Origin of the sequence: Sphingomonas sp. Root720 (assembly GCF_001428605.1) — a bacterium.
Classification (GTDB): Bacteria; Pseudomonadota; Alphaproteobacteria; order Sphingomonadales; family Sphingomonadaceae; genus Rhizorhabdus.
Window position 1 is genome coordinate 212,924 of sequence record NZ_LMID01000014.1, and the last position, 22,818, is coordinate 235,741.

The 22,818-nt window shown below is 63.9% G+C and carries 23 protein-coding genes and 1 pseudogene; 15 read left to right on the forward strand and 9 right to left on the reverse strand.

The window, feature by feature from the left end; all coding sequences use genetic code 11:
• Positions 1-11 precede the first annotated feature (11 nt).
• From ASE22_RS21770 to ASE22_RS21780, 3 genes are read left to right on the forward strand one after another with little or no spacing between them, the layout of a single operon-like run.
• Complete coding sequence (locus ASE22_RS21770) at positions 12-1,037, forward strand: membrane dipeptidase (protein WP_056364514.1); 1,026 nt, start codon at positions 12-14, stop codon at positions 1,035-1,037.
• Positions 1,038-1,050: 13 nt separating this feature from the next.
• Positions 1,051-2,010, forward strand: a complete 960-nt coding sequence (locus ASE22_RS21775) for an ornithine cyclodeaminase family protein (protein WP_056364516.1) — start codon at positions 1,051-1,053, stop codon at positions 2,008-2,010.
• Positions 2,011-2,026: 16 nt separating this feature from the next.
• Entirely contained in the window at positions 2,027-3,025 is a 999-nt protein-coding gene (locus ASE22_RS21780; RefSeq protein ID WP_056364518.1) for a zinc-dependent alcohol dehydrogenase family protein, read from the forward strand.
• 790 nt (positions 3,026-3,815) lie between these two features.
• On the opposite strand, the pseudogene pcaF reads toward ASE22_RS21780, so the two are convergent.
• The 4 genes and pseudogenes from pcaF to ASE22_RS21800 all read right to left on the reverse strand — a co-directional run bounded on the left by pcaF (position 3,816) and on the right by ASE22_RS21800 (position 7,165).
• A pseudogene (pcaF, locus tag ASE22_RS21785) lies at positions 3,816-5,017 on the reverse strand (3-oxoadipyl-CoA thiolase).
• Positions 5,014-5,661: a 3-oxoacid CoA-transferase subunit B gene (locus ASE22_RS21790; protein ID WP_056364520.1), complete on the reverse strand. Its 648-nt coding sequence runs from the start codon at positions 5,659-5,661 to the stop codon at positions 5,014-5,016. Before ASE22_RS21790 ends, pcaF begins: the two are co-directional and overlap by 4 nt.
• Complete coding sequence (locus tag ASE22_RS21795; protein ID WP_082545529.1) at positions 5,661-6,377, reverse strand: CoA transferase subunit A; 717 nt, start codon at positions 6,375-6,377, stop codon at positions 5,661-5,663. The genes ASE22_RS21790 and ASE22_RS21795 overlap by 1 nt, the downstream gene beginning before the upstream one ends.
• Positions 6,378-6,412: 35 nt before the next feature.
• The gene (locus ASE22_RS21800) at positions 6,413-7,165 is read right to left on the reverse strand and encodes an SDR family NAD(P)-dependent oxidoreductase (RefSeq protein WP_056364522.1); all 753 of its coding nucleotides are present in this window, start codon (positions 7,163-7,165) and stop codon (positions 6,413-6,415) included.
• 264 nt (positions 7,166-7,429) lie between these two features.
• Here ASE22_RS21800 and ASE22_RS21805 point away from each other — a divergent pair, with 264 nt between their 5' ends.
• From ASE22_RS21805 to ASE22_RS21815, 3 genes are all read left to right on the forward strand, one after another.
• The gene (locus tag ASE22_RS21805) at positions 7,430-8,059 is read left to right on the forward strand and encodes a glutathione S-transferase N-terminal domain-containing protein (protein ID WP_268801329.1); all 630 of its coding nucleotides are present in this window, start codon (positions 7,430-7,432) and stop codon (positions 8,057-8,059) included.
• A gap of 2 nt (positions 8,060-8,061) precedes the next feature.
• Positions 8,062-8,490 carry a hypothetical protein gene (locus ASE22_RS21810; RefSeq protein WP_056364526.1) on the forward strand — a complete coding sequence of 143 codons (429 nt, stop codon included), beginning with the start codon at positions 8,062-8,064 and terminating at the stop codon, positions 8,488-8,490.
• 84 nt (positions 8,491-8,574) lie between these two features.
• Entirely contained in the window at positions 8,575-9,708 is a 1,134-nt protein-coding gene (locus ASE22_RS21815; protein ID WP_056364528.1) for an alkene reductase, read from the forward strand.
• 83 nt (positions 9,709-9,791) lie between these two features.
• On the opposite strand, the gene ASE22_RS21820 is transcribed toward ASE22_RS21815, so the two are convergent.
• The 4 genes from ASE22_RS21820 to ASE22_RS27190 form a co-directional block, all read right to left on the reverse strand.
• Entirely contained in the window at positions 9,792-10,541 is a 750-nt protein-coding gene (locus tag ASE22_RS21820; protein WP_056364530.1) for an SDR family NAD(P)-dependent oxidoreductase, read from the reverse strand.
• A gap of 67 nt (positions 10,542-10,608) precedes the next feature.
• A complete protein-coding gene (locus ASE22_RS21825) occupies positions 10,609-11,055 on the reverse strand; it encodes a nuclear transport factor 2 family protein (RefSeq protein WP_056364533.1) in 447 nt (148 codons plus the stop codon).
• Positions 11,056-11,099: 44 nt separating this feature from the next.
• Positions 11,100-11,852, reverse strand: a complete 753-nt coding sequence (locus ASE22_RS21830; protein ID WP_056364535.1) for an SDR family NAD(P)-dependent oxidoreductase — start codon at positions 11,850-11,852, stop codon at positions 11,100-11,102.
• A 192-nt stretch (positions 11,853-12,044) separates the two neighbouring features.
• The gene (locus tag ASE22_RS27190) at positions 12,045-12,356 is read right to left on the reverse strand and encodes a hypothetical protein (RefSeq protein WP_162248229.1); all 312 of its coding nucleotides are present in this window, start codon (positions 12,354-12,356) and stop codon (positions 12,045-12,047) included.
• Between ASE22_RS27190 and ASE22_RS21835 the strand changes: the two genes are divergently transcribed.
• The 8 genes from ASE22_RS21835 (at position 12,346) to ASE22_RS21870 (ending at position 20,839) form a co-directional block, all read left to right on the forward strand.
• Positions 12,346-14,649, forward strand: coding sequence for a TonB-dependent receptor (locus tag ASE22_RS21835; RefSeq protein WP_162248228.1), 2,304 nt, complete (start codon positions 12,346-12,348; stop codon positions 14,647-14,649). The genes ASE22_RS27190 and ASE22_RS21835 overlap by 11 nt on opposite strands.
• A gap of 145 nt (positions 14,650-14,794) precedes the next feature.
• Positions 14,795-15,577: a coniferyl-alcohol dehydrogenase gene (locus ASE22_RS21840; RefSeq protein WP_056364538.1), complete on the forward strand. Its 783-nt coding sequence runs from the start codon at positions 14,795-14,797 to the stop codon at positions 15,575-15,577.
• Positions 15,574-16,434 (forward strand): MBL fold metallo-hydrolase, encoded by an 861-nt coding sequence (locus tag ASE22_RS21845; protein WP_056364541.1) that lies wholly within the window; start codon positions 15,574-15,576, stop codon positions 16,432-16,434. The genes ASE22_RS21840 and ASE22_RS21845 overlap by 4 nt, the downstream gene beginning before the upstream one ends.
• The gene (locus ASE22_RS21850; protein ID WP_056364543.1) at positions 16,431-17,177 is read left to right on the forward strand and encodes a 2-oxo acid dehydrogenase subunit E2; all 747 of its coding nucleotides are present in this window, start codon (positions 16,431-16,433) and stop codon (positions 17,175-17,177) included. Before ASE22_RS21845 ends, ASE22_RS21850 begins: the two co-directional genes overlap by 4 nt.
• A 14-nt stretch (positions 17,178-17,191) precedes the next feature.
• On the forward strand, positions 17,192-18,400 hold the full coding sequence (locus ASE22_RS21855) for an FAD-dependent oxidoreductase (protein WP_056364544.1): 1,209 nt from the start codon (positions 17,192-17,194) through the stop codon (positions 18,398-18,400).
• A 47-nt stretch (positions 18,401-18,447) separates the two neighbouring features.
• Entirely contained in the window at positions 18,448-19,197 is a 750-nt protein-coding gene (locus ASE22_RS21860) for an SDR family NAD(P)-dependent oxidoreductase (RefSeq protein WP_082545528.1), read from the forward strand.
• Between the two features lie 48 nt (positions 19,198-19,245).
• Complete coding sequence (locus ASE22_RS21865) at positions 19,246-19,611, forward strand: hypothetical protein (RefSeq protein WP_156397241.1); 366 nt, start codon at positions 19,246-19,248, stop codon at positions 19,609-19,611.
• 73 nt (positions 19,612-19,684) lie between these two features.
• On the forward strand, positions 19,685-20,839 hold the full coding sequence (locus ASE22_RS21870) for an epoxide hydrolase family protein (protein ID WP_235538190.1): 1,155 nt from the start codon (positions 19,685-19,687) through the stop codon (positions 20,837-20,839).
• A gap of 24 nt (positions 20,840-20,863) precedes the next feature.
• On the opposite strand, the gene ASE22_RS21875 is transcribed toward ASE22_RS21870, so the two are convergent.
• On the reverse strand, positions 20,864-21,775 hold the full coding sequence (locus ASE22_RS21875; protein ID WP_056364549.1) for a LysR family transcriptional regulator: 912 nt from the start codon (positions 21,773-21,775) through the stop codon (positions 20,864-20,866).
• 137 nt (positions 21,776-21,912) lie between these two features.
• Here ASE22_RS21875 and ASE22_RS21880 point away from each other — a divergent pair, with 137 nt between their 5' ends.
• Entirely contained in the window at positions 21,913-22,791 is an 879-nt protein-coding gene (locus tag ASE22_RS21880; protein ID WP_056364550.1) for a sugar phosphate isomerase/epimerase family protein, read from the forward strand.
• Positions 22,792-22,818 lie beyond the last annotated feature (27 nt).

Sequence of the window (22,818 nt, forward strand, 5' to 3'; positions counted from 1 at the left end):
GGAGACCGCCAATGATCACCATGAAAAGCCGGCCCGATCTGTACCGCGATGCGATCGTCGTCGACATGACGGCGCCGGGAAGTCCGCTGGCCGTCATGACCCCCGACGAACAGAGCACCGATGAATGGTATGCAGCCTATGAACAGGCGGGCTGCACCTTCATCTCCTGTACCGTCGCCGCCGATCATGTCGCCTACACCCCCGAAGCGGCGCTGACCGAGATCGCAAAGGCGCGACACTGGCTGCTGGCACGGCCCGATCGCTTCCTGCTTGTGGAGACTGCCGACGACATCTTCCGGGCCAAGCGCGAGGGGAAGGTCGGCATCGTGCTCAATTTCCAGGGCACGCTGCAATATCAACGCGACCTTCGACTGGTGGAGGCGTTCAAGCGGCTGGGCGTCCACCATTCGCTGCTCACCTACAACCAGAAGAATCTGGTGGGGGACGGCTGTCATGAACGCACCGATGCAGGCCTGAGCAGCTATGGCATCGCGCTGATTCAGGAGATGAACCGGGTCGGTGTCCTCGTCGACATCACCCATGCCGGATACCGCACGGCGATGGAGGCGATCGAGGTATCGAGTGCGCCGGTCATCATGTCCCATTGCAGCCCGCGGGCGATCTTCGATCATCAGCGCAACGTGCCAGACGACCAGATCGTGGCGATGGCGAAGACCGGCGGGGTCATCGGTATCCACGGCGTCGGAATATTCATGAGCGCGGACGGCAGCGACATTTCGCCGCAGCGGCTGTTCGAGTTTCTCGATCATACGGTGCAATTGGTCGGTCCCGATCATGTCGGCTTCGGGCTCGATTACATCATGCACACCGCCAATGCCCGCAAAGCCGTCGTCGGCAAGACGGGGGAAAGCTACAAGCGCGACAGCGGCTATCACAACGACGAGTATTTTTTCGCTCCGCCGTCGATCATGCGCGACGTGGCCGACGTCATGCTGTCGAATGGATATTCGGAAGGCGACGTCTTCAACATCCTGGGCGGAAACTGGGTCAACATCTTCCGCACCATTTGCGGGTAGAGCCAGCGTGTCGATGGATGGGACACCCGCTTTCCTCGATGCCGACACGGTGCGGGCTTCGCTGAGTCTCGATCGCTGCATGGCGGCGATGCGCGAGGTAATGATCGCCCTGTCTGGCGGGGTAACCGCCCAGCTTCCACGTGGGATATTGCCGCTGGACGGAAAGCTGCTGGGGGTCATGGCCGGGGCGTTGAGCGGCGGGGGCTTCTTCGGGGCGAAGATACTGGGTGTCGCCGACGATCCGGCGCAACCGGGCCGGCAATGGCATCACGGCTTGGTGATCCTGTTCGACGGAGACAGTGGCAAGCCGGTCTGTATCGCCGATGCCGAGGAGATCACGCTGCTCCGAACGGCGGCCGTCAGCGCCGTGGCGACCGACATGCTCGCAAGGCGGGATGCCAAGTCGCTTGGGATATTTGGTCATGGAACCCAGGCTCAGGCGCACATCAGGGCAATCACGCACATCCGACGGCTCGACGAGATTCTTGTTTGGGGGCGCTCGTTCGACAAGGCTCGGAGCTTCGCGGAAGAGGTAGCGTCGTCGCTGAAACTGCCGGTCCGTGCCGTTGCCAAGCCGGAAGAAGTCGCGGCCTGCGACATCCTTTGTACCCTGACACCCGCCGTCGATCCGATCCTGAAGGGCGCGTGGGTTCAGGAAGGCGCTCATGTGAACGTCGTCGGCTTCGCCCCCGCGGGGCGTGGCGAAGTCGACGGCGACCTTGTGAGGAAGTCGCGATATTTCACCGACAGTCGTGCGTCGGTCGAGCGCGAAGGGAACGAGTTTCTGGACGCGCTGCGTACCGGGGCGATCGGACCTGATCATCGGTTAGACGAACTGGGCGCGGTGCTCGCCGGGACGGTCGAGGGCAGGCGCTTGCCGACCGAGATCAGTCTTTATCGATCGCTCGGGCATGTGGCGCAGGATCTCGCCGCACTGACCGCGCTGCACCTGTCCCGTCAGGCATCATCATAAAGCGAGAGGGATCACGATGGCGCGGATCATATTGTTCGACGAAAATGGCGGGCCCGAAAAGCTTTACATCAAAGACGTCGCCAAGCCCGAGCCGGGCCAGGGCGAGGTCCGCTATCGCGTAGAGGCCTATGCCCTCAATCGCGGAGACCTGTTCTGGCTGGCCGACACTTACTATAACTCCGCTAAATTCCCGGCGCGCATCGGGCAGGAAGCCGTCGGTTATGTCGAGGCGATCGGGCCTGGTGTCGAAGGTTTCGCCATCGGTCAGCGGGTGGCTTCGCTTGTCCAGGAAGATGGTCGCTATTGCGTGAATGGCGAGTTCGCGATCACCCCGGCACGCTATCTCGTCCACTGTCCCGACTTTCTTTCCGCCGGAGAGGCGGCGTCGCTGTGGTCACAGGCACAGACAGCCTATTATCCGCTGGTCGAGGTCGCGAATGTGGGGCCCGGGCATCATGTGCTCGTGACGGCCGGATCCAGTACGTCCGGCAATGGTGCGATCCAGATGGCGAAGCTACTGGGTGCGACCGTCATCACGACTAGCCGGTCGGACGCAAAGAACGATTTTCTCAAAGACATCGGCGCCGATTTCATCATCGACATGAGCCGGGAGAATCTCTGCGAAAGTGTCGGCCGCATCACCGAGGGCAAGGGCGTGGACGTCATCCTCGACGCGGTAGCAGGTCCGATGATGTCCCATTATCTCGCCGACGGTGTCTTGGCTCTTGGGGCTAAGATTTTCGTTCTCGGCGCTCTGGACGGCGATTTCGACCTGCAAGGGCCATTGCCTCCGCTGATCCGGGCGGGGGGAAGCATCGTTGGATATTCGCTGTACAACCACAACCGCATCGACGCCCAACTCGAACGCGCGAAGGCGTTCATCACGCACCATGTCATCAATCGATCCCTGGTTCCGTGGATCGACAGTGTCCTGCCGCTCGAGGACACGGCGAAGGGGTATGAGAAGCTTCTTTCCGGACAGACACGGGGCAAGGTTATTGTAAAAGTCGCCTAGCGCCGGTTTTCAAAACCTGCCAGTCCGCTATCGGCTCAGCTTCTGCCATAACCCGATGCCGCTCGGGTGAGCGCCGAACGGCAGCTTCTGACAAGAGGTGACATTCAACCAGTGCATGCGAACGGCAGCAAAGTCCCAACTTTAGCCGTTCAGACTGACCGTTGCGCCGGTGAATGAACGGCGGCTTTCAGGCGCATCGGCGTGCCGCCTGAGAGTCCGACATTAAGGCGCATTGCCGATCGTCCGCTTTGACCGGTCCGAACGGCAGCTTCCGTTAGGACCGGACGTTCAGCGCGGACTGAAAGAACGACCGGCATTGGTCGGAAGCTGTTATTCGAGTAGAACTCGGTGCCGCGGCCGCTTCGCGCGACATCTCGGCCGTTCGCAGCGCGATCGGGCTGCCTGAAAGCTGCCGGTGCTCATAGGGTTGATGGGGATGGCGGCCACTTTTCGTCGGCCCCCGACATTCGCGATGACTATCCATTTGTCCGATTATTGCCGATCGGTCATGGGCCAGAATGGATGCCGTGGCACTCCATTCCAACCCATCGCGACGAGGCGTCGGGCTCCTTGTAGCCACCGGAACATCCTTGCTGTGCAGATTTATCGCATTCAGTAAAGATGACAGGATAACTTATCGAGACATGTGGATAGATGCTCGGCGTGCAGCCGACAAAGTGAATCACATGCTCGCGGAGCGCGCACGCAGGCACGCCAGGACATTTCGCCAAACGCTGTTTTGCCACTCGCGCAATCAGCGGTGCCGCGTTTTGGCGACCACAGCCTGCATTCACACTTTCTCGAGCGCCAGCGCCACGCCCTGCCCGACACCGACGCACAGCGTGACCAGCGCCCGCCGGACGCCATGTTGCTCCAGCATGTGGATGGCGGTGAGCGCGAGCCGGGCCCGGACATGCCCAGCGGATGCCCCAGGGCGATCGCCCCGCCGTTCGGATTGATCCGCGGATCGGCCGGATCGAGCCCCAGCGCGCGGGCGCAGCCCACCACCTGGGCGGCGAAGGCCTCGTTGATTTCGATCAGATCGAAATCGGAAAGCTTGAGATCGAGGCGTTGCAGCAGTCGCTGGATCGCGGGCACCGGCCCGAGCCCCATCGTGCGCGGTTCGACGCCGGCCGTGGCCATGCCGAGGATATGGGCGCGCGGCACCAGGCCGAACTCCGTCGCGGCGGCCGCGTTGGCGATCAGCATCGCCGCGGCACCATCGTTGACACTCGAGGCGTTACCGGCGGTCACGCTGCCATTCTCGCGAAACGGCGTCTTCAGCCGGGCCAGACTTTCCACGGTCGTATCCGGACGGAGATGCTCGTCCTGCTTGAAGCGAAAGGCATTGCCCTTCCGATCGGCCGCATCGATCGCGACGATCTCCTCCGCGAAATAGCCCGCTCGTTGCGCCCGCGCTGCCTTGTCCTGGCTGGCGGCCGCGAAACTGTCCTGATCCTCGCGGCTGATCTGGCATTCCGCGGCGACGTTTTCCGCCGTCTCCGGCATCGAATCCACGCTATATTGCGCCTTCATCAGCGGATTGACGAAGCGCCAGCCGATCGTCGTGTCCTCGATGGTCGCGCTCCGCTGGAAGGCGTTTTCAGCCTTGCCCATCACCAGAGGCGCCCGGGTCATCGACTCCACGCCCCCGGCTATCAGATTGAGTTCCCCGGAACGGACCGCCGGGGCCGCGGTGCCGACGGCATCGAGGCCGAACGCGCAGAGCCGGTTGATCGTCGTCCCGGGGACCGACGCGGGAAGCCCCGCCAGCAGGGCCGACATCCGCGCCACGTTACGATTGTCCTCGCCGGCCTGGTTCGCGCAGCCCAGCACCACCTCGTTGATGCCCGCCGGATCGAACGCCGGATTGCGGCGCAGCAGTTCGGCTATCGGAACGGCGGCGAGATCGTCGGCCCGGACATGGGCGAGCGAGCCGCCGAATCGGCCGATCGGCGTCCGCACCGCGTCGCAGATGAAGGCGCGGGTCATTGCACGATCTCCACTTCGAAAGGGGCGCCGGTGCTGGCACGCACGGCCTCGATTGTCTCGCCGGGGGCCAGTTCGATCAGCACGAGCCGAGCGGCTTCCCGGTCGATCCGGAAACAGGCGCGATCGGTGATGATTATGTCGACGACGCCCGCTCCGGTCAGCGGCAGCGTGCACCGCTCGAGGATCTTGGGCCTTCCGTGCTTGTCGACATGGTCCATCACTACGACGACCCGCCGCACCCCGGCGACGAGATCCATTGCGCCGCCCATGCCCTTGATCATCTTGCCGGGGATCGTCCAGTTGGCGAGATCGCCATTGGCGGCGACCTCCATCGAACCCAGGATCGCCAAGTCGATATGGCCGCCGCGGATCATCGCGAAGCTGTCGGCCGACGAGAAGAAGCTCGATGTCGGCAAGGCGGTGACCGTCTGCTTGCCGGCGTTGATCAGGTCCGGATCGACCTCGTCCTCGAACGGAAACGGGCCGATCCCGAGCATCCCGTTCTCCGATTGCAGCGTAACCCGCACGCCCGCCGGCACATGATTGGCGACGAGCGTCGGGATGCCGATGCCGAGATTGACGTAGAAGCCATCGCGCAGCTCGCGTGCGGCCCGCTGCGCCATCTGATCACGCGTCCATGCCATCAGCGCGCCTCCCCCTCGCCGGTCCGCGGGCGGACGGTTCGCTGTTCGATGCGCTTCTCGTAATGCTCGCCCTGGACGACGCGGTTCACATAGATGCCCGGGGTGTGGATCTGGTCCGGATCGAGCGCCCCGGCGGGCACCAGCTCCTCGACCTCGGCGACCGTCATCACGCCCGCGGTCGCCATCACCGGATTGAAGTTCCGCGCGGTCTTTCGATAGACGAGATTGCCCTCGGGATCGGCCTTCCACGCCTTGACGATCGACAGGTCGGCCCGCAGCCACCGCTCCCGCAGATAGAGCTGCCCGTCGAATGTCTCGACGGGCTTGCCCTCGGCGACGACGGTGCCGACGCCGGTCTTCGTATAGAAGGCCGGGATGCCAGCGCCCCCCGCCCGGATCCGCTCCGCCAGCGTGCCCTGGGGGTTGAGCTCGAGTTCGAGCTCGCCCGATAGGTAAAGGCTGGCGAACAGCTTGTTCTCACCGACATAGGACGAGACCATCTTGCGGATCTGACCCGCGTTCAGGAGCTTCCAGAGGCCGAAGCCATCGGCGCCGCAATTGTTCGATATGATCGTGAGGTCCCCGACACCGTCGGCCAGCAGCGCGTCGATGAGCTTCTCGGGATTACCCGACAAACCGAACCCGCCCGACATGATCGTCATGCCCGGGAAGAGCAGGCCCGACAGCGCCTCCGCAGGCGTAGGAAAAATCTTCATCGGCGATCACCTCACCTCGATCCGCGCCGTTTGCCTCAAGTGACCTGCAAGCCCCCGTCGACGGCGATGATCTGGCCAGTCACCCAGCCCAGAACGGGTCGAGCGAGCGTCACGATCCACGCGGCGACATCGTCCGGCACACCGCGGCGGCCGAGCGGAATGACGCCAAGCTCGTGCGCCTTGATCGCATCGATCACCTCATCCGGGAGCCCCATCTGCTTGTTCATGAAGGTCGTCTCGACCGGTCCGGAAGCGATTGCATTGACCCGGATCTTCCGCGCCGCGAACTCGAGCGCCCAGCAACGTGTCAGATGCTCGACCGCCGCCTTGCTCGCCGCATAATAGGACAGCGGCGCGCCAGCCTTGCTGCCATAGGTGCTCGATAGATTAACGATCAGGCCCTGGCTCTTCTCTAGATGAGGCAGTGCAGCCGCCGACAACGCTCCCGGATAGATCACGTTGACCGTGAATATCTGCGCGATCCGATCCGGCGACACCTGTTCCATCGGCCCAACCGCGCCATCGCCAGCATTGTTGACGATAACGTCGAGACGCCCCCACAGCTCGATCGCCCGGGCCACTACCGCCGCGGCGGAAGCCGGATCGCTAGCATCCGCCACAAAGCCGGCGAGATTGGGGTTCGCTCCGGTGATCTCTTCGAGCGCGTCGGCCCGGCGCCCGGTGATCAGCACCTTCGCGCCTTCTTCCGCAAAGGCCTTCGCCGTCGCAAGGCCGATGCCGGCGCCTCCACCGGTGATGATGACGACCTTGTCCTGAAAATCAGACATAGAAACCTCCTTCAGCACGGCGTGATCAGCACGCCCGGATGCGAATGAAGCCGGGCTCATGTCAGGCTTGGTGGACCCCGCCAAGGCACAGCGAGCCGCTTTGCCGCCCTCGCGCATTCATTGCGCCGCCCCGGCAAAGACAGGCTGGGACCGCGATGCCATCGCAGAGTCAAAGCCGGCGAAATCGGCCTTTCAGAGGAAGCGATGGTGCCCGAGGGAAACCAGATTCACACGGCCGGGGAGTCGCCACGGACCGACGGCGGCATGATCCTCTATCATTCGCCGGGATCCTGCTCGACCGCCGCGATGCTGGCGCTCGAAGAGAGCGGCCTGCCCTATGCGCTGGAGACCATCAGCGTGCAGGCGGGCGATACCCGAACAGCCGAGTTCATCCGACGCGATCCGTGGGGCGGCGTCCCCGCGCTGGTCCTTCCCGATGGAAGCTGCCTGACCGAAACCGTCGCCATCCTGCAATTCCTGGCGGACGCCGTGCCCGATCGGGAACTCCTGCCGCCCAATGGAACGGTGGCCAGAGCAAGGGCGGTATCGTTTCTCGCGCGATTGACCGGAACGGTTCATATCGCATTCCGCCCCCTGCTCAGGCCCGACAAGCTCGCCTCCACGCGCGAGGGGCAGCAGGATGTTCGGCACACGGGCATCGCCGCGCTGAACGGGGTTCTCGAGCGGCTGGAGGATGAAATCCGCGGCGAGGACAGCGTCCTCGTGTCGGGCTTCTCGCTCTGCGATGTCTACGCGCTCGTCTTCGCCCATTGGACCTTGCGCCCGCTGATTCGGGAGCATGTCATCGCCACGCCGCGCCTGCATGCGGTGGGGCGGGCGGTCCAGCGTCGCCCGGCGACCAGTGGAAGGTTGCCCGCGCAGCCTCGTCTATGAGGATGCAAGCGCGCGCCGCCTCGCTCGCGACCCGGCCGGGAGCGGCCGGATCGGTCTGGACCAGGCGCGCCTGGATGCGGCTCGCCGCGGCAAGCGGCGGCTGCGCCATCGCCATTTGGCTATGGACGAACCTAGCCGATCCGGCCCCGGGAATGCCCCATGTCCGGATCGCGGCCCAGCTTCAGCTGGTCCACGCAATGACCTGCTTTGCATCGGCGACCTTCATGAATCTCGGCGCGCTCAAGGCGCGCTTCGCGCCGCCCTGCTTCCTGTCCGGATCATTCTGCCTGTGCGGCTCGCTCTACCTGCCATCCCGCCTCCACAGCCCGCTGACGAGCGGGATCGCTCTGCTCGGCGTCGCCCTGCTGCTGACCGGCTGGTCGGTCCTGATCGTCGCATCCGGCGCCATCGACCGTCAGCGACCCGAGTGAGGCGTGCCGATGGCCAGCCGGCGCACAGCATCATGCCTTCCCACCTCCTTTCGACCTCCCCTCCAGTGACAAGGAAAATCCACCATGACCTCCCAACCTGATCCGCTATTCCGTCCCCTCAAGATCGGCGACATCGAAATCCGCAACCGTGTCGCCATGGCGCCGATGAGCCGACACCGCACCGCGCTGTCCGGCGTCCCCACGGATCTCAACGTGGAATATTATCGCCAGCGGGCATCGGCCGGGCTGCTGATCACCGAGGGAACCTATCCCTGCGCGCTGGGCCAGGGATATCTGTTCGTCCCGGGTCTCGTCGACCAGGCCCATGTCGATGGCTGGCGCAAGGTTGCCGAAGCCGTCCATGGCGAGGGCGGCGCCATCTTCGTGCAGCTGATGCATGCCGGCAGGATTTCCGATCCGCTGATTCTGGGCGGCGAACTCCCGGTCGCCCCCTCGGCGATCGCGCCTCCGATGACCGAACCCTATGACTCGCCCTGGCCGAAGCCGAAGCGGCCCTATGCCGTGCCGCGCGAACTCAGCCACGCCGAAATCCTCGCGACGGTCGATGCCTTCGCGGCCAGCGCGGTGCAGGCCAGGGCGGCCGGGCTCGATGGCGTCGAGATCCACGCCGCGTCGGGCTATCTGCCGATGCAATTCCTGTCGACCAATGCCAATCTGCGGACCGATCAATGGGGCGGCAGCATCGAACGGCGTGCCGCCTTCCTGCTCGCGCTCGTCGACGCGGTCGCGGCAGCGACCTCGCCGGGGTTCGTCTCGGTGAAGCTGTCGCCGGGCTGGCAATTCAACCAGGTCGACGACACCGATCCGATCGCCACCTACACCTATCTGGTTCAGCAGCTGTCGAAGCGCTCGATCGCCTACCTCCATGTCGGTAATTACGGGATGGCCTGGGACGTCTACGGCACGCTCCGCCCCCTGTTCGACGGACCGATGATCTTCAACGCAGGCTTCCATCGTGCAGCCGCGCGAGCTGCGATGATCGAGCAGGGCGCCGACATGGTGGCCTTCGGCCAGCATTTCATCGCCAATCCCGATCTCGTCGAACGCTATCGCAACGATTGGCAGGTGACGCGGCCGGCGGTGGCCACCTATTATACGCAGGGCGCCGACGGCTACACCGACTATCCCGTCTATGCGGAGTGTGATCCGGCGACGCTGCAGGATCCCGATCTGCCCGTGAACCCGATCATGCCGTGAGACAAAAAAGCCGGACAGCATCGGGGGGATGCTGTCCGGCAGTCGGCGGGTTAACCGTCGAAGTGCGAAAGTGGCGGCAATCGCTAGGCGCTGACCGACCATCCCCCATCGATGACGAGTTCGGCTCCGGTCACATATTTGGACTCGTCCGAGAGGAGATAGACCGCTCCATAGGCGATATCCTCGGGATGCCCGAGATCGCCCATCGGGATCTTAGCGACCTGGGCGGCCAGGATGTCGGCCGGGACATTGGCGGTGATCGGCGTGTGCATCGGCCCGGGGATGATCGTGTTCACCCGAACGCCCTTCTGGACATATTCCATCGCGGCGATGCGGGTCATGTGCCGGACGGCACTCTTCGTCGCGCCGTAGCTGATCGATGCCGGGGCCGCGAGCAACGCGATCAATGAACTGACATTGACGATCCCGCCATTTCCGCTCTTTACGAGCTCGGGCAGCACCGCCTGCATGCCGAGCAGCACACCGGTCTGGTTCACGGCGACGATGCGGTTCCAGCCCTCCGGGGTTTCGTCCTCCACGCCGGCATAGTGGATGATGCCCGCGGTGTTGGAGAGCGAGGTCAACTTGCCGAACGCGCCGACCGTCGCTGCGACGGCAGCCTTCCAGCTATCCGCCTGGGTGACGTCGAGCTTGAAGAATTCGGCCTGTCCGCCCGCGGCGTTGATCCGGCGGGCGCCCTCGGCGCCCGCCTCCTGGATATCGGCCAACATGACCATCGCGCCCTGTTCGGCGAAGACTTTCGCCTGCGCCTCTCCCAACCCGCTGGCCGCGCCCGTTACCAGCACGACCTTGCCGTCCAATCTCTTGCTCATCTTATCGTCCTCAATCCGGTGATCGCCTGCCCGAGGTTGCGGCGGCACATAGGGTTCGCTTTGGTGATCAGGCGCCCGGGGGCGACAGGGTCTGGCCCTGGAGCGGATTGAACGCCCGCTGGTTCACGTAACGCCGGCGGATTTTCCACACGCCGTCGCGGCGCTCATAATCGTCGTGATAACTCGCCACGACGTGCGCCGCCTGCCCGTCGGCGAGGTTGCCGATGCAATAGACGTCGCAGATGCCGTGCGCCCGATCGGAGTTGTCGAAGGAAACCCTGTGGTTGGTGCAATAATGAGTCGTATCCCGCCACATCGGCCAGATCAGCCCCTCGACCGCCTGCTGGATTTCCTCCGCGCCCTCGAAGGTCTGGACATATTGGATGTCCCAGACGGCATCGTCCCACCAGATCGCGCTAAAGCGCGCGAGTTCCCGCTTGTCGACGCCGAGGCAATAATCCGAAACGAGATCCGCCAGCGCGTATTTGCTGACGACATGATCGAGATTGGACATGGCAATTCCTTCGTTGTGGTGATTTTCCGAGGCTGTGGGGGAGGTCAGGCGTTGATCGACCAGCCGCCATCGATGACGAGCTCCGCGCCCGTCACATATTTCGCTTCGTCGGAGACGAGATAGAGCGCCCCATAAGCGATATCATCGGCCTCACCGAGATCGCCGATCGGGATCCGGGATCGCTGCCATTGGTCCTGTTCGGCCGTGACGTTGACCTGGATCGGTGTCCGGATTGCGCCGGGGATGATCGTGTTCACGCGAATGCCCAGCCCGACGCATTCCATCGCGGTGACCTTGCTCATCGCCCGCACCGCCCCCTTGGTCGCGCTGTAGGCGGCCATCCCCGGCACACCGAGCATCGCGAGCAGCGAGCTGATGTTGAGGATCGAGGAATGTTCGGCTTTGGCCAGTGCGGGGATCGCGGCACGCATTCCCAGGAATGCACCCGTCTGGTTGATCGCAACGACCCGGTTCCAGGCTTCGAGCGATGCATCGAGGGTACTGCCGGGTGCGACCACGCCGGCGGTGTTGGACAAGGTGGTCAAGGCGCCATAGCGCTCGACACTCGCTTCGATGGCCTGACTCCACTGCGCTTCGCTGGCTACATCCAGCGGACAAAAGAAGGCGTCTCCGCCCGACCTGCATATCCTGTCGGCAAGGGCCTCGCCGCCGCGCTGGTCGACATCCGCGATCACGACGCGCGCGCCTTCCGCCGCGAACAGCAGCGCCTGAGCCGCTCCGAGGCCGCTCGCGCCGCCGGTGATGAGGGCAATCTTGCCCTTTAGTCTGCTGCCCATGGATCACCTCTCGAAATGATTTTGATCCGTATGCTCCAGGCACTCCGGACATCACTTGCTAAGAATGATCTCGCAGGTCGAACAAGCCTTTTCGGTGTAATTCACTGCCCTGCGCCGCGCTTGCAAACCTTTCCATCCGTCTTCGCAAAGAATGTTCGTATCGGGTGGCGCATTGAATATTCGCTCGCTGTCCTAAAACATTGAGCAGCCATCGGCATGTGTTAGCAGCGATGAAATGCCGCCGCGAATAATTGTCGAAGTGTTTTCAAATAATTGTCCGTTCGGTCGAACGACGGCGTACCCACGGAGGGGGAACACGATGAATATCAGGCCAACCAGAAATCGATTCTTCTCGTTGCTTTGCTGCGGAGCCGCCATTGCGGGTCTTGCGGCTCCCGCTGCGGCAGAGCAGGCGGCTCCGCCGCTTTCCCCGGTCGCATCGAGTGGCGCCGAAACCATGGCGGCGGACAACGCCGAAATCGGCGAAATCGTGGTGACCGCCACCAAGCGTTCCGAATCGATCAACAAGGTCGGCGTCGCGATATCGGCTATCGACGGGCAGGCCATGCGTACGCAGGGTATTGCGAGCGTCGCCGATCTGACCCGCGTGGTACCCGGCCTGACCTTCGCCCGCTCGGCGTTCAACACGCCGGTGTTCACGCTGCGCGGCGTCGGCTATTTCGATTCCGCCCTGTCGGGCGCGCCGGCGGTCAGCGTCTACATGGATCAGGTGCCGTACAGCTTCACCGCGCTGACCTCGCTGGCGGTGGGCCTGGATGTCGAGCGCGTCGAGGTCCTCAAGGGACCGCAGGGCATCCTGTTCGGGCAGAATTCGACCGGCGGCGCGATCAACTATGTCGCCAACAAGCCCACCGACACCCTCAAGATGGGGCTCGACCTCGAATATGGCCGCTTCAATTCGATCGAGGCCGCCGGTTTCATCAGCGGCCCCGTCACCGACACGCTGCGCGGCCGCATCGCCGTAAAGATCAACCGCATGGACGGATGGCAGAAGAACTATTTTTCTCGTCCCGGCGATACGCTTGGCCGCCGCCGCGAATATGTCGGCCGTGCCATTCTCGATTGGCAGCCGACCGATCAGCTGAAGGTCGAACTCAACCTCAATGGCTGGCGCGATCGCGGCGAGCCGCAGGCCGGGCAATTTATCTTCTTCCGGCCCAACCTGCCGTGCGGACTGGCCTGCACCCCGCCCGAACTGGTCGCTACGCCGCTCGCCCCGAACAACGCGCGCGCCGCCGACTGGTCGACCACCATCAACGACGGCAGCAACCAGGATATCTCGCCGCGCAAGCATGAGGATATGTGGCAGGCATCGCTGCGAGCCGATTATGAATTGACCGACGATCTGACCGTCACCTCGATCAGCGCCTACGCGCATCTGAAGCGGAACAGCATCGCCGGCGACGATGGCGTGGCCATCAACAATTACGATATCGTCGCGAACATCGGCAAAATCGAAGACTATTCGCAGGAGCTGCGGCTCGCCAATGGCGCGTTCAATCGCCTGCGCTTCACCCTCGGTGCAAACTATCAATATGGCAAGGTCTTCGAACGCAACCTGCTCGCCTATACGCAGAGCACCGCCTCGTTGCTGCTGCATTTTTCGCGGGCAGGTGACTACAGTGATCAGCGGGTCGAGAATTATGCCTTCTTCGGCAATGTCGATTTCGATCTCCTCGACAAGCTCACGCTGAAGGCCGGCGCGCGCTATACCAACTCGGATCGCCACTTCGTCGGTTGCACCTACGACAATAATTACGACCCGCTGTGGGGCAACGACGCCCAGCGGGTGCTGTTCCAGGGCATCATCGCCGGCGCGCGAAGCAGCCTGGGGCTCACCGCACCCGTGCCGCCGCTCGTCCCCGGCCAGTGCACGCTGTTGAAGGCTCCCGAGATGGATGCGGCCGGCAACCCCATCCCCGCCCCCGACGCCTACACGCCGGGCGTCCTGAACACTCATCTGCGGGAGGACAATCTGTCGTGGCGCCTCGGCCTCGACTACAAGCCGACAGGCGACGGGCTGATCTACGGCAACGTCACCAAGGGCTACAAGTCGGGAGGCTTCCCCGCCATCTCTGCGTCGACCACCGCCCAGATCCAGCCGGTAACCCAGGAATCGGTGCTCGCCTATGAGGTGGGCTTCAAGCAGAAATTCCTCGATCGCAAATTGCTCGTGACCGGCGCGGCCTTCTACTACGACTATCGCAACAAGCAGCTGAAGAGCGGCTTTGCGGAGCCGGTCTTCGGTACGGTCTTCGCGCTGACCAACATCCCCAAATCGACGATCAAGGGCGCCGAGCTTACCGTTGCCGCCCAGCCCATCGAAGGCCTCAGCATCAACGGCTCGGTCACCTACCTCGATGGCAAGATCAAGCGCTTCACCGGCATCAACCTGTTCGGCGACACCGGCGATTTTTCCGGCGACAGGCTGCCTTACACGCCTAAGTGGAATGTCTCCGCCGGCGCCAATTATGCGGTGCCGATCAGCGCCGACCTGATGCTTAACCTCGGCGCGAACATGAACTACAACAGCCGGGCCCAGGCGGTAATCGGTCATGACCCCGTCTCGCTCGCGGTCGGGCGGATCAAGCCGTTCACCACGATGGACGCGCGTATCGGCATCGCCGCCGACGACGATCGCTGGTCGGTCCAGCTCTGGGTGAAGAACCTGACCAACGAATATTACTGGAACAACGTGGCGCTGCTTTACGACACCTCGGTCCGCTACGCCGCCATGCCGCGCACCTTCGGCATCCGTACGAGCGCTCGCTTCTAGGCGGCGCCAACCCTCTGGCCGGCTTCCTCAATCCTCTCCTGGCGAGGAAGCCGGTCAGACCGTTTCCGAGTAATTTTCACGCCGCCGCCGCAAAGACGCGTCCCCCGCCGCGGCGCACTATCTCCCCTCATTGCAGGCAGATAAGATGCTCGATCTCAAGGACAAGACAATCGCCGTAACCGGCAGCACATCGGGGATCGGCGCCGAAACCGCCCGCTATCTCCGGGGATTGGGGGCGCGCGTGATCGGCCTCGATATTCGCCCAGGCAGCAATGTCGACGCGTTCGTGCCGGTCGATCTCTCATCGCGCAAGTCGATTGGCGAGGCGGTTGCCGCGCTGCCCGAAAAGCTCTCCGGTCTGGCCAATGTCGCCGGCCTCCCCCCGACGCACCCCGCGACGCAGGTGATCAAGGTCAACCTGGTGGGGACGATGCATCTCACCAACAGCCTGCTTCCGCGACTGGCCGACAATGCCGCGATCGTGAACCTCTCGTCGATAGCCGCCTTCCACTGGCGACAGTCGGTGCCGCAGATCCGGGAGGCCCTCGATCTGAACTTCAAGGACGTCGAGGCCTTCGTCGGACGCCACAAGATCGAGGAGCAGCCGGGTCGTTCCTACTTCCTGACCAAGGAAGCGCTGCTGGTCTGGACCATCCGCCAGCGTCGCGCCTGGATTGATCGCGGCATCCGGATGAACTGCATATCGCCCGCCGCGGTTTCGACGCCGCTGCTCGATGCCTTCGAAACCGTGATGGGCGAACGCGCCCGGCGCGACGGCAATGTCGTCGAGCGCTCGGGTACGCCCGCCGACATCGCCCCCGTGATCGCCTTCCTGCTTTCAAGCGGCGCGGCCTGGTTCCGGGGCGCCAACCTGACAGCGGATGGCGGCGTCGCCGCCCACTATCTTGCACAGGAGAATGAGCTTTGACCGCAGCAGCCACCACCAATGTGACGAACCCGGGTACTCGGCTGGAGATCCAGATCGTCACCACGCGGGCCAGCAGCCTGCATACCAACCACGCCCTGATCAAGGGCGAGAAGTCGATGATCCTGGTCGATGCGCCCTTCTCCCGCGCCGATACGCATCGCCTGATCGGCGACCTTCTCGAAACCGGCAAGGAACTCGAGAAGATCATCATCACCCATGATCATCCCGATCACTTCTTCGGGCTCGATCTCCTGCTGGACACCTTTCCGAATGCGGTGGCGATCGCTCACGCCTCGGTGGTGGAGGACATCCTCATCGACGCGCCGCGCGGCCTCGATCGCTGGCGTGAGAAGATCGGCAAGCTCGCGCCGCGCTACATCGCCATTCCGCAGGTCTGGAACGACGACCATGTCATGCTCGAAGGTGAGCGCATCGAGCTGATCGGCCCCGTTCCCGGTGACGCCAACCGCATCGTCATGGTCTGGGTGCCCCAGCTCAAGACGCTGGTGGCGAGCGACGTACTCTTCAATGAAGTCCATCTCTGGGTCGGCGAGCATTTCGAGGAGCATCGCGCCGCCTGGCTGAAGGCGCTCGACCAGATCAAGACGCTCGATCCGGAAGTGATCGTGGCAGGGCATAAACGCCCGCACCTGCCCGACGATATCGGTTCCTGGGATTATACCCGCGACTATCTCCTCTCGTTCGAGAAACATCTGGCGCAGGCCAGCAATTCGGACGACCTCGCCCGCAGGATCGAACAGGATTATCCCGAGACCGTCGATGTCCTGGGTGGCTTCCTGCTCGGCAACTCCACCAAGGTGGCGATGCGCGAGATTCCGCCGGTCAACCAGCCGTGAGCAGCGACATGGTCCCTCCGGGCGCCTCGGTCCAGGACATCACCGGCATTCAGAAGGTCGTTGGCGACGTCTTCGAACGGAATTGGCACGAGACGCCGGTGGTCCATGTCGGCATCGGCGTCAACATGTCGGCCGCCGAACGCTTTCGGCAGGATTACGGCCGCCGGCATGCCATCCCGGTCTCGCTGATGAACGTCATCCAGAAGGCCTGCGCCGATGCCGCGCGCGACCATCCGTTGATGGCGGCGATGTTCCCCGGCGATGCGCGCGACCGCCTGATTGTGCCCCATGTCGATCGCATTGCGGTCCAGGGCCCGATCATGGTCGACGGCTCGGCATTCCCCCTGCTGATCCGCGATGCCAGTTCGAAGAGCCTCGCCGACATCGCCGGGGAAATGCGGGCGGAGGTCGCGCGCATCCGATCGGGTGCCGTGGGGCAGCAGGAATCGCTGGCCACCTTCAAGGCGATGTCCGAGACGCCCAATATCGGCATCTCCAACATCGGCATGATCGCACCGGTGAACATGTTCACCGCGATGAGCATCCTGCCGGCCGTCGCGCACTTCTTCGTCGCGGCCGCGATCGAGACGCCAATCGTCGATCGGAACGGCATCATCGTCGCGGCGCCGATGGCGAATTTCTCGCTGGCCTTTGACCATCGTGCGCTCTCGGCGGGTCCGGTCGCGGCCTATCTCGGACAGTTCAAGGACTTGATGGAACAGCCCGAACGGCTGGACCGGTAAACAGGCTGACAGACATGACCTATCGCAAACGAGTACTCATCAGCGGCGCCGGTCCGGTCGGGATGATCACCGCGCTGAGCCTCTGCCGGCGCGGCATCCCGGTGACCATCCTGGAGGCCGGCGCGACCGTCTGCCAGGATTTGCGCGCGACCTATTATCATGCGCCGTCGGTCGAAATGCTCGAAGGAATCGGTTATCTCGACAAGCTGCTCGAAGGCGGGACACGCGACGACAGCTTCCGCTTCACCGACAGCGGCCTTAACCGTTCGGTCACGATCGATCTCGGCATCCTGGCGAAGAAATATCGGACCGGCTTCTCTGTGTCGGCCGCGCAGAACTGGTTCACCCAGGTCGGCTATGAGCTGCTCGAGGATCAGGATTGCGACTTCCTGTTCAACCACAAGGTCGTCGATGTCCGGCAGGACGATGCGGGCGTCGACGTCACCGTCGATGTCGGCGGCGAGATCCGGCATTTCCAGGGCGACTGGCTGATCGGCTGCGACGGCGGCAACAGCCCCACCCGCATCCAACAGGACATCGGTTTCGGTGGCTACACCTTCCCCGACCGTTTTCTGCTGATCAACACCCGCCATGATTTCGAGCCCGAGCATGGCCGCCTCGATTACCGGGCCAACGGCCCCGACTGGCGGCTGGTCGTCCGCGTCCCTTATGGCCGCGGCAAGGACGACTGGCTGTACCGGATCGTCAGCCGCGTCGGCCCCGACGAAAGCCCGGAGGCTGTCCTCGCGCCCGCAATGCTGCAGGCGCGCCTCAACTCGGTCAAGCCGTCGGACCAGCCCTATGAGATCGCCAACGCGGCGATCTACAATGTCCATCAGCGCGTAGCGGACACCTATCGCAAGGGCAGGATCCTGCTCGCCGGCGACGCCGCCCATCTCAACAATCCGATCGGCGGCCAGGGGCTGAATTGCGGCGTCCACGACGCCTTCAACCTCGTCGAGAAGTTTGCCGCCGTCTGGCAGGACGGCGCGTCGTCCGACCTGCTCGACCTCTACGACCGCCAACGGCGCCAGACCAATTGGGAATGGGTGCAGCGGGTCTCGGTCGAGAACAAGGAGCGCAACGAGGAGACCGACCTCACCAAGCGCGCTGCCGCGATGGATCACCTCGAACGAGTGGCGGTAGACGACGAGGCGCGGCTCGCCTTCCTCTACCGCTGGAGCATGGGCGAGAGCCTCGATTACGCGGCCAACATCAGCTGACGGGCTGGCCGACCGCACATCATGATATTCGATAGGAGAAGGCTGGAATGGACAGGATGGAAGGCAAGATCGCGCTCATATCGGGTGCGGCGACCGGCCTGGGGGCGGCGCAGGCGCTGCGCTTCGCCCGCGAGGGCGCCAAAGTCATGATCGGCGACATCGACGAGGATCTGGCCCAGGAAACGCTCCGCGAGGTTGCCGCGGCCGGCGGCGACGCAAGCTTCGTCCTGCTCGACGCAACCGACCGCGACAGCTGGGGCCGCGCGGTCGCCGCGACCGTCGCCGCCTATGGCGGCCTGACGACGCTGTGCAACAATGTCGGCGTCACCCCGCTCGCGTCGATCGGCGACCAGACCATCGAAGGTTGGAACCGGGTGATCGCGATCAATCAGACGAGCGTCTTCCTCGGCCTGCAGGCCGCGCTCCCCGAGTTGGAGAAAGGCGTCAACGGTGCCGTCGTCAATATCGGATCGCTGACCGCGTTGCGTGGCATGCCCGGCACCCTGGGCTACACCGCGACCAAGGGGGCGATCGGCGCCATGACCCGCGTCGCCGCGCTCGAATGGGTCGACAAGGGTATCCGCGTCAACACGATCATCCCCGGCCCGATGCGCACCCGGACCCAGGCCGGCATCACCGAGGAGCAGGAACGCCTGCAGCGCGCCCGCATCCCGATGGGCGATCTCGGCAACCCGGTCGACGTCGCCAATGGCGCGCTGTTCCTGGCGTCAGACGAGGCCCGCTACATCACCGGCATCGAACTGGTCATCGACGGCGGCTGGGCCGCGTCGGCCTGAATGCTGCCCGGGGCGGCCGGCGCCGCCCTCTCAAGGAAGGATATGACGATGGCGATCGACCCCACCGAAGCCGCGATCCAGGCCCTGGCCGATATCGATCATGACGGCCCGATCTTCATGCTCAACCTGCTCCGCTTCCGCGAGGGCGGAATGGACGAGTTCGACGACTATGTCCGCCACTGCAAGGTGCACGGGCCACGCCACGGCGCCGAATTCGTCTATCTCGGCAAGGGCGGGCACGTCCTTGTCGGCGAGGAGGGGCAGATCTGGGATGCCGTCTGGCTGGTCCGCTACCCCAGCAAGGCGGGCTTCTTCGCGATCCTGCACGATCCCGAGTTCAAGGCCGGCTTCCACCTGCGCAGCGACACGCTCGTCGAAGCCGTCCTCCAGGTGACGACCCCCTGGAACATCTGACCGTTCCGCCCGCCAGAGACGAAATGATGTGCCTCCGGGAGACCGGAGATCGACGAGGAGATCGATCGTGGAAGTGAAACCGTTCAAAATCGACGTTCCCGACGCCGTGCTCGCGGATTTGCAGGATCGCCTCGATCGCTCCCGCCTGGCGGCGGACTTCGGCAACGATGACTGGCGCTACGGCTTCAACGGCGATTACCTGCGCGAACTGGTCGATCACTGGCGCACCGACTATGACTGGCGCGCGCACGAAAAGGCGATGAACGCCTTCCCCCATTTCCGCACCGAGATCGACGGCGTTCCGATCCACTTCATCCACGTCAAGGGCAAGGGCCCGAATCCCACGCCGCTGATCCTGACCCATGGCTGGCCTTGGACCTTCTGGGACTATCGCGAACTGATCGGCCCGCTGTCCGATCCTGCCGCATATGGCGGGGATCCGGCCGACGCGTTCGACATCGTCATCCCGTCGCTCCCTGGCTATGGCTTCTCCAGTCCGCTGGACAAGACCGGGATCAATTTCTGGCGCACCGCCGATCTCTGGGTGAAGCTGATGGAAGGTCTCGGCTATCCCCGCTTCGCCTCGCATGGCGAGGATTGGGGCGCCTTCATCACCGCGCAGCTCGGCCACAAATATGCCGATCGGCTGATCGGCGTACACCTCACCACGATGTTCCCGCTGGACATGTTCGCCGGCGGCGAGGTCGAGCCGCTGCATGGCGAGGGCGAGGAAAGCTGGGCCCAGAAGAATGCGGACTTCTTCACCCATGAGTCCGGCTATTTCCAGATCCAGGCGACCAAGCCCCAGACGCTTGCCTACGCGATGCAGGATTCGCCCGTGGGACTGTGCGCCTGGCTGGTCGAGAAGCGGCGCACCTGGGGCCATACGCGAGGGGAGATCGAAAGCCGCTTCTCCAAGGACGACATGCTGACGACGGTGATGCTCTATTGGGTCACCGACAGTTTCGGAACGTCCGCGCGCTATTATTACGAAGCGGTCCACAACCTCTGGGCGCCTTCGCACGATCGCCGGCCCGTCGTCGAGGCGCCCACCGGAATCGCCGTATTCCTCGAGGAGCTGGTGCTCCAACCCCGTCGGTGGGCCGAGCGCTATTATAATCTCAAGCAGTGGACCATCTATTCCGAAGGCGGCCATTTCGCCGCGTTCGAAGAGCCGGCGACGGTGGTCGAGGACATTCGGCGCTTCTTCCGGTCCCTGCCTCGCTGAACATCCGGCGCCGCGCGGGGCGACTCACCCCAGACGCCCGACCCGCGCCGCATTGACGAGCGCGTCCACCACGAACCGGATCTTCGGCATCAGGCTGCGCGTCGTCGGCCAGACCGCATAGAGCGATCCACGTGCCGGCGCGATATGATCGAGGATCGGTACCAGCTCGCCGGCCTCGATGCTCGGCCGGACCAGCGCCGCGGGCATGTGCAATATCCCGCAACCCGCCAGCGCAGCGGCCAGCATCGCATCGCCGTCGCCCATCTCGTGCGTGGCCGGCGGCAGGAACCGGATCTGCTCGCCCGCCTCGTTGAGGATGGCCCAGGTGTGCGGCGCCCCGGTCCGATGGCTGACGACACAGTCATGCGTCTTCAGTTCCTCGATCGTCCGTGGCGCCCCGCGACGGGCCAGATAGTCGGGAGACGCGCAGATGAAGAAGCGCTGCTCGATCAGCTTGCGCGATATCAGGCCCGTTGCGTCCTTCAGCTCGCCAAAGCGGATCACCAGGTCGACCCCTTCCTCGATGGGGTTGATGACCCAGTCGCGGAAGGTCGTCGACAGATGCAGGTCGGGGTGCGACTTGGCGATCTCGAGCAGCAGCGGCAGGATGATCTTGCGACCGTAGAGCGCAGGCATGTCGATGCGCAAACGCCCGCGCGGACTGACCGTCATCGCCGACAGCGCCATTTCGGCATCGGTGATCTCGTCCAGCGCCACCGCGCAACGCGCAAAGAAAGCCTCTCCGTCGGATGTGAGACTCAGCGAACGGGTGGTGCGATAGAACAGCTTCACGCCGAGCCGGTCCTCGAGGCGTGCGACGCTTTTTCCCACCGCCGACTTGGTCAGTCCGAGCCGGTTGGACGCTGTCGTGAAGCTCCCGCTCCGCGCGACTTCGACGAAAACGGCGACCCCGCCGAGCTGATCCCCCAACGACATTAGAGCCCCCAGTTCTACACAATTCGGAACAACGCGTGATTGGCGACCACAACACTACAATCTAGTTTGCAGGGCAACAAGACAGAGAAAACGCGGCGGGTCCGGATGATCATCTCAAACCTCTGGAGGGGTATTTAATGTCTAATCCTGAACTACTTGCCGCCTATTTCACGCTCGCGGGCGATATCTATCCCTACGGGCCCGAGCATGTCAGCCCGTTCGGCTTCAAGGCGCGGGTCGAGGCCGCCGCAAAGGCCGGCTACAAGGGCCTCGGTTTCTTCACCGACGATGTCTACGCGATCGCCGACTATATCGGCTTCACCGAGATGAAGCGGATCCTCGACGCCAACGACATTCGCCATGTCGAGCTGGAATTTCTGATCGACTGGTTCCTGGACGGCGAGCGCCGGGAGATGTCCGACAAGGTTCGCAGGCTGATGCTCGACGCCGCCGGCGCCCTCGGCGCCCGCGCGATCAAGATCGGCCCCGGCGTCGGCGCCGACATCAACAACCCGACCGAAGCCGAACTCACCCCGAACATCCCGCTGATGCAGGACGCGTTCGGCACCTTGTGCCGCGACGCCGCGGCGGTCGATACCTCCATCGCGATGGAATTGATGCCGTTCGGCAATGTCCGCACCGTCGATGTCGGCCTCGCCATCGTCGAAGGCGCGAACCAGCCCAATGGCGGGCTCGACATCGATGTCTGGCACGTCACCCGCGGCGGCAATGATTATGCGGATCTCGCCCGCATTCCGGCGCGCTACATGGTCTGCGTCGAGCTCAACGACGCGGCCGCCGAAGTCCAGGGCACCTTGTGGGAAGATACCGCGCATCATCGCCGCCTGTGCGGTGAGGGCGACTGGGACCTGCCGGGCTTCATCGCCAATGTGAAGAAGACCGGCTTCACCGGCCCCTGGGGGGTCGAGATCATTTCCCGCGTGCATCGCAAGCTGCCGCTCGCGGAAGCCGCCAACCGCTCGTTCAACACCGCATTTGCCCAATTCGCCGACTGATCCCCGTGGAACCACTCCGGCCGCCCC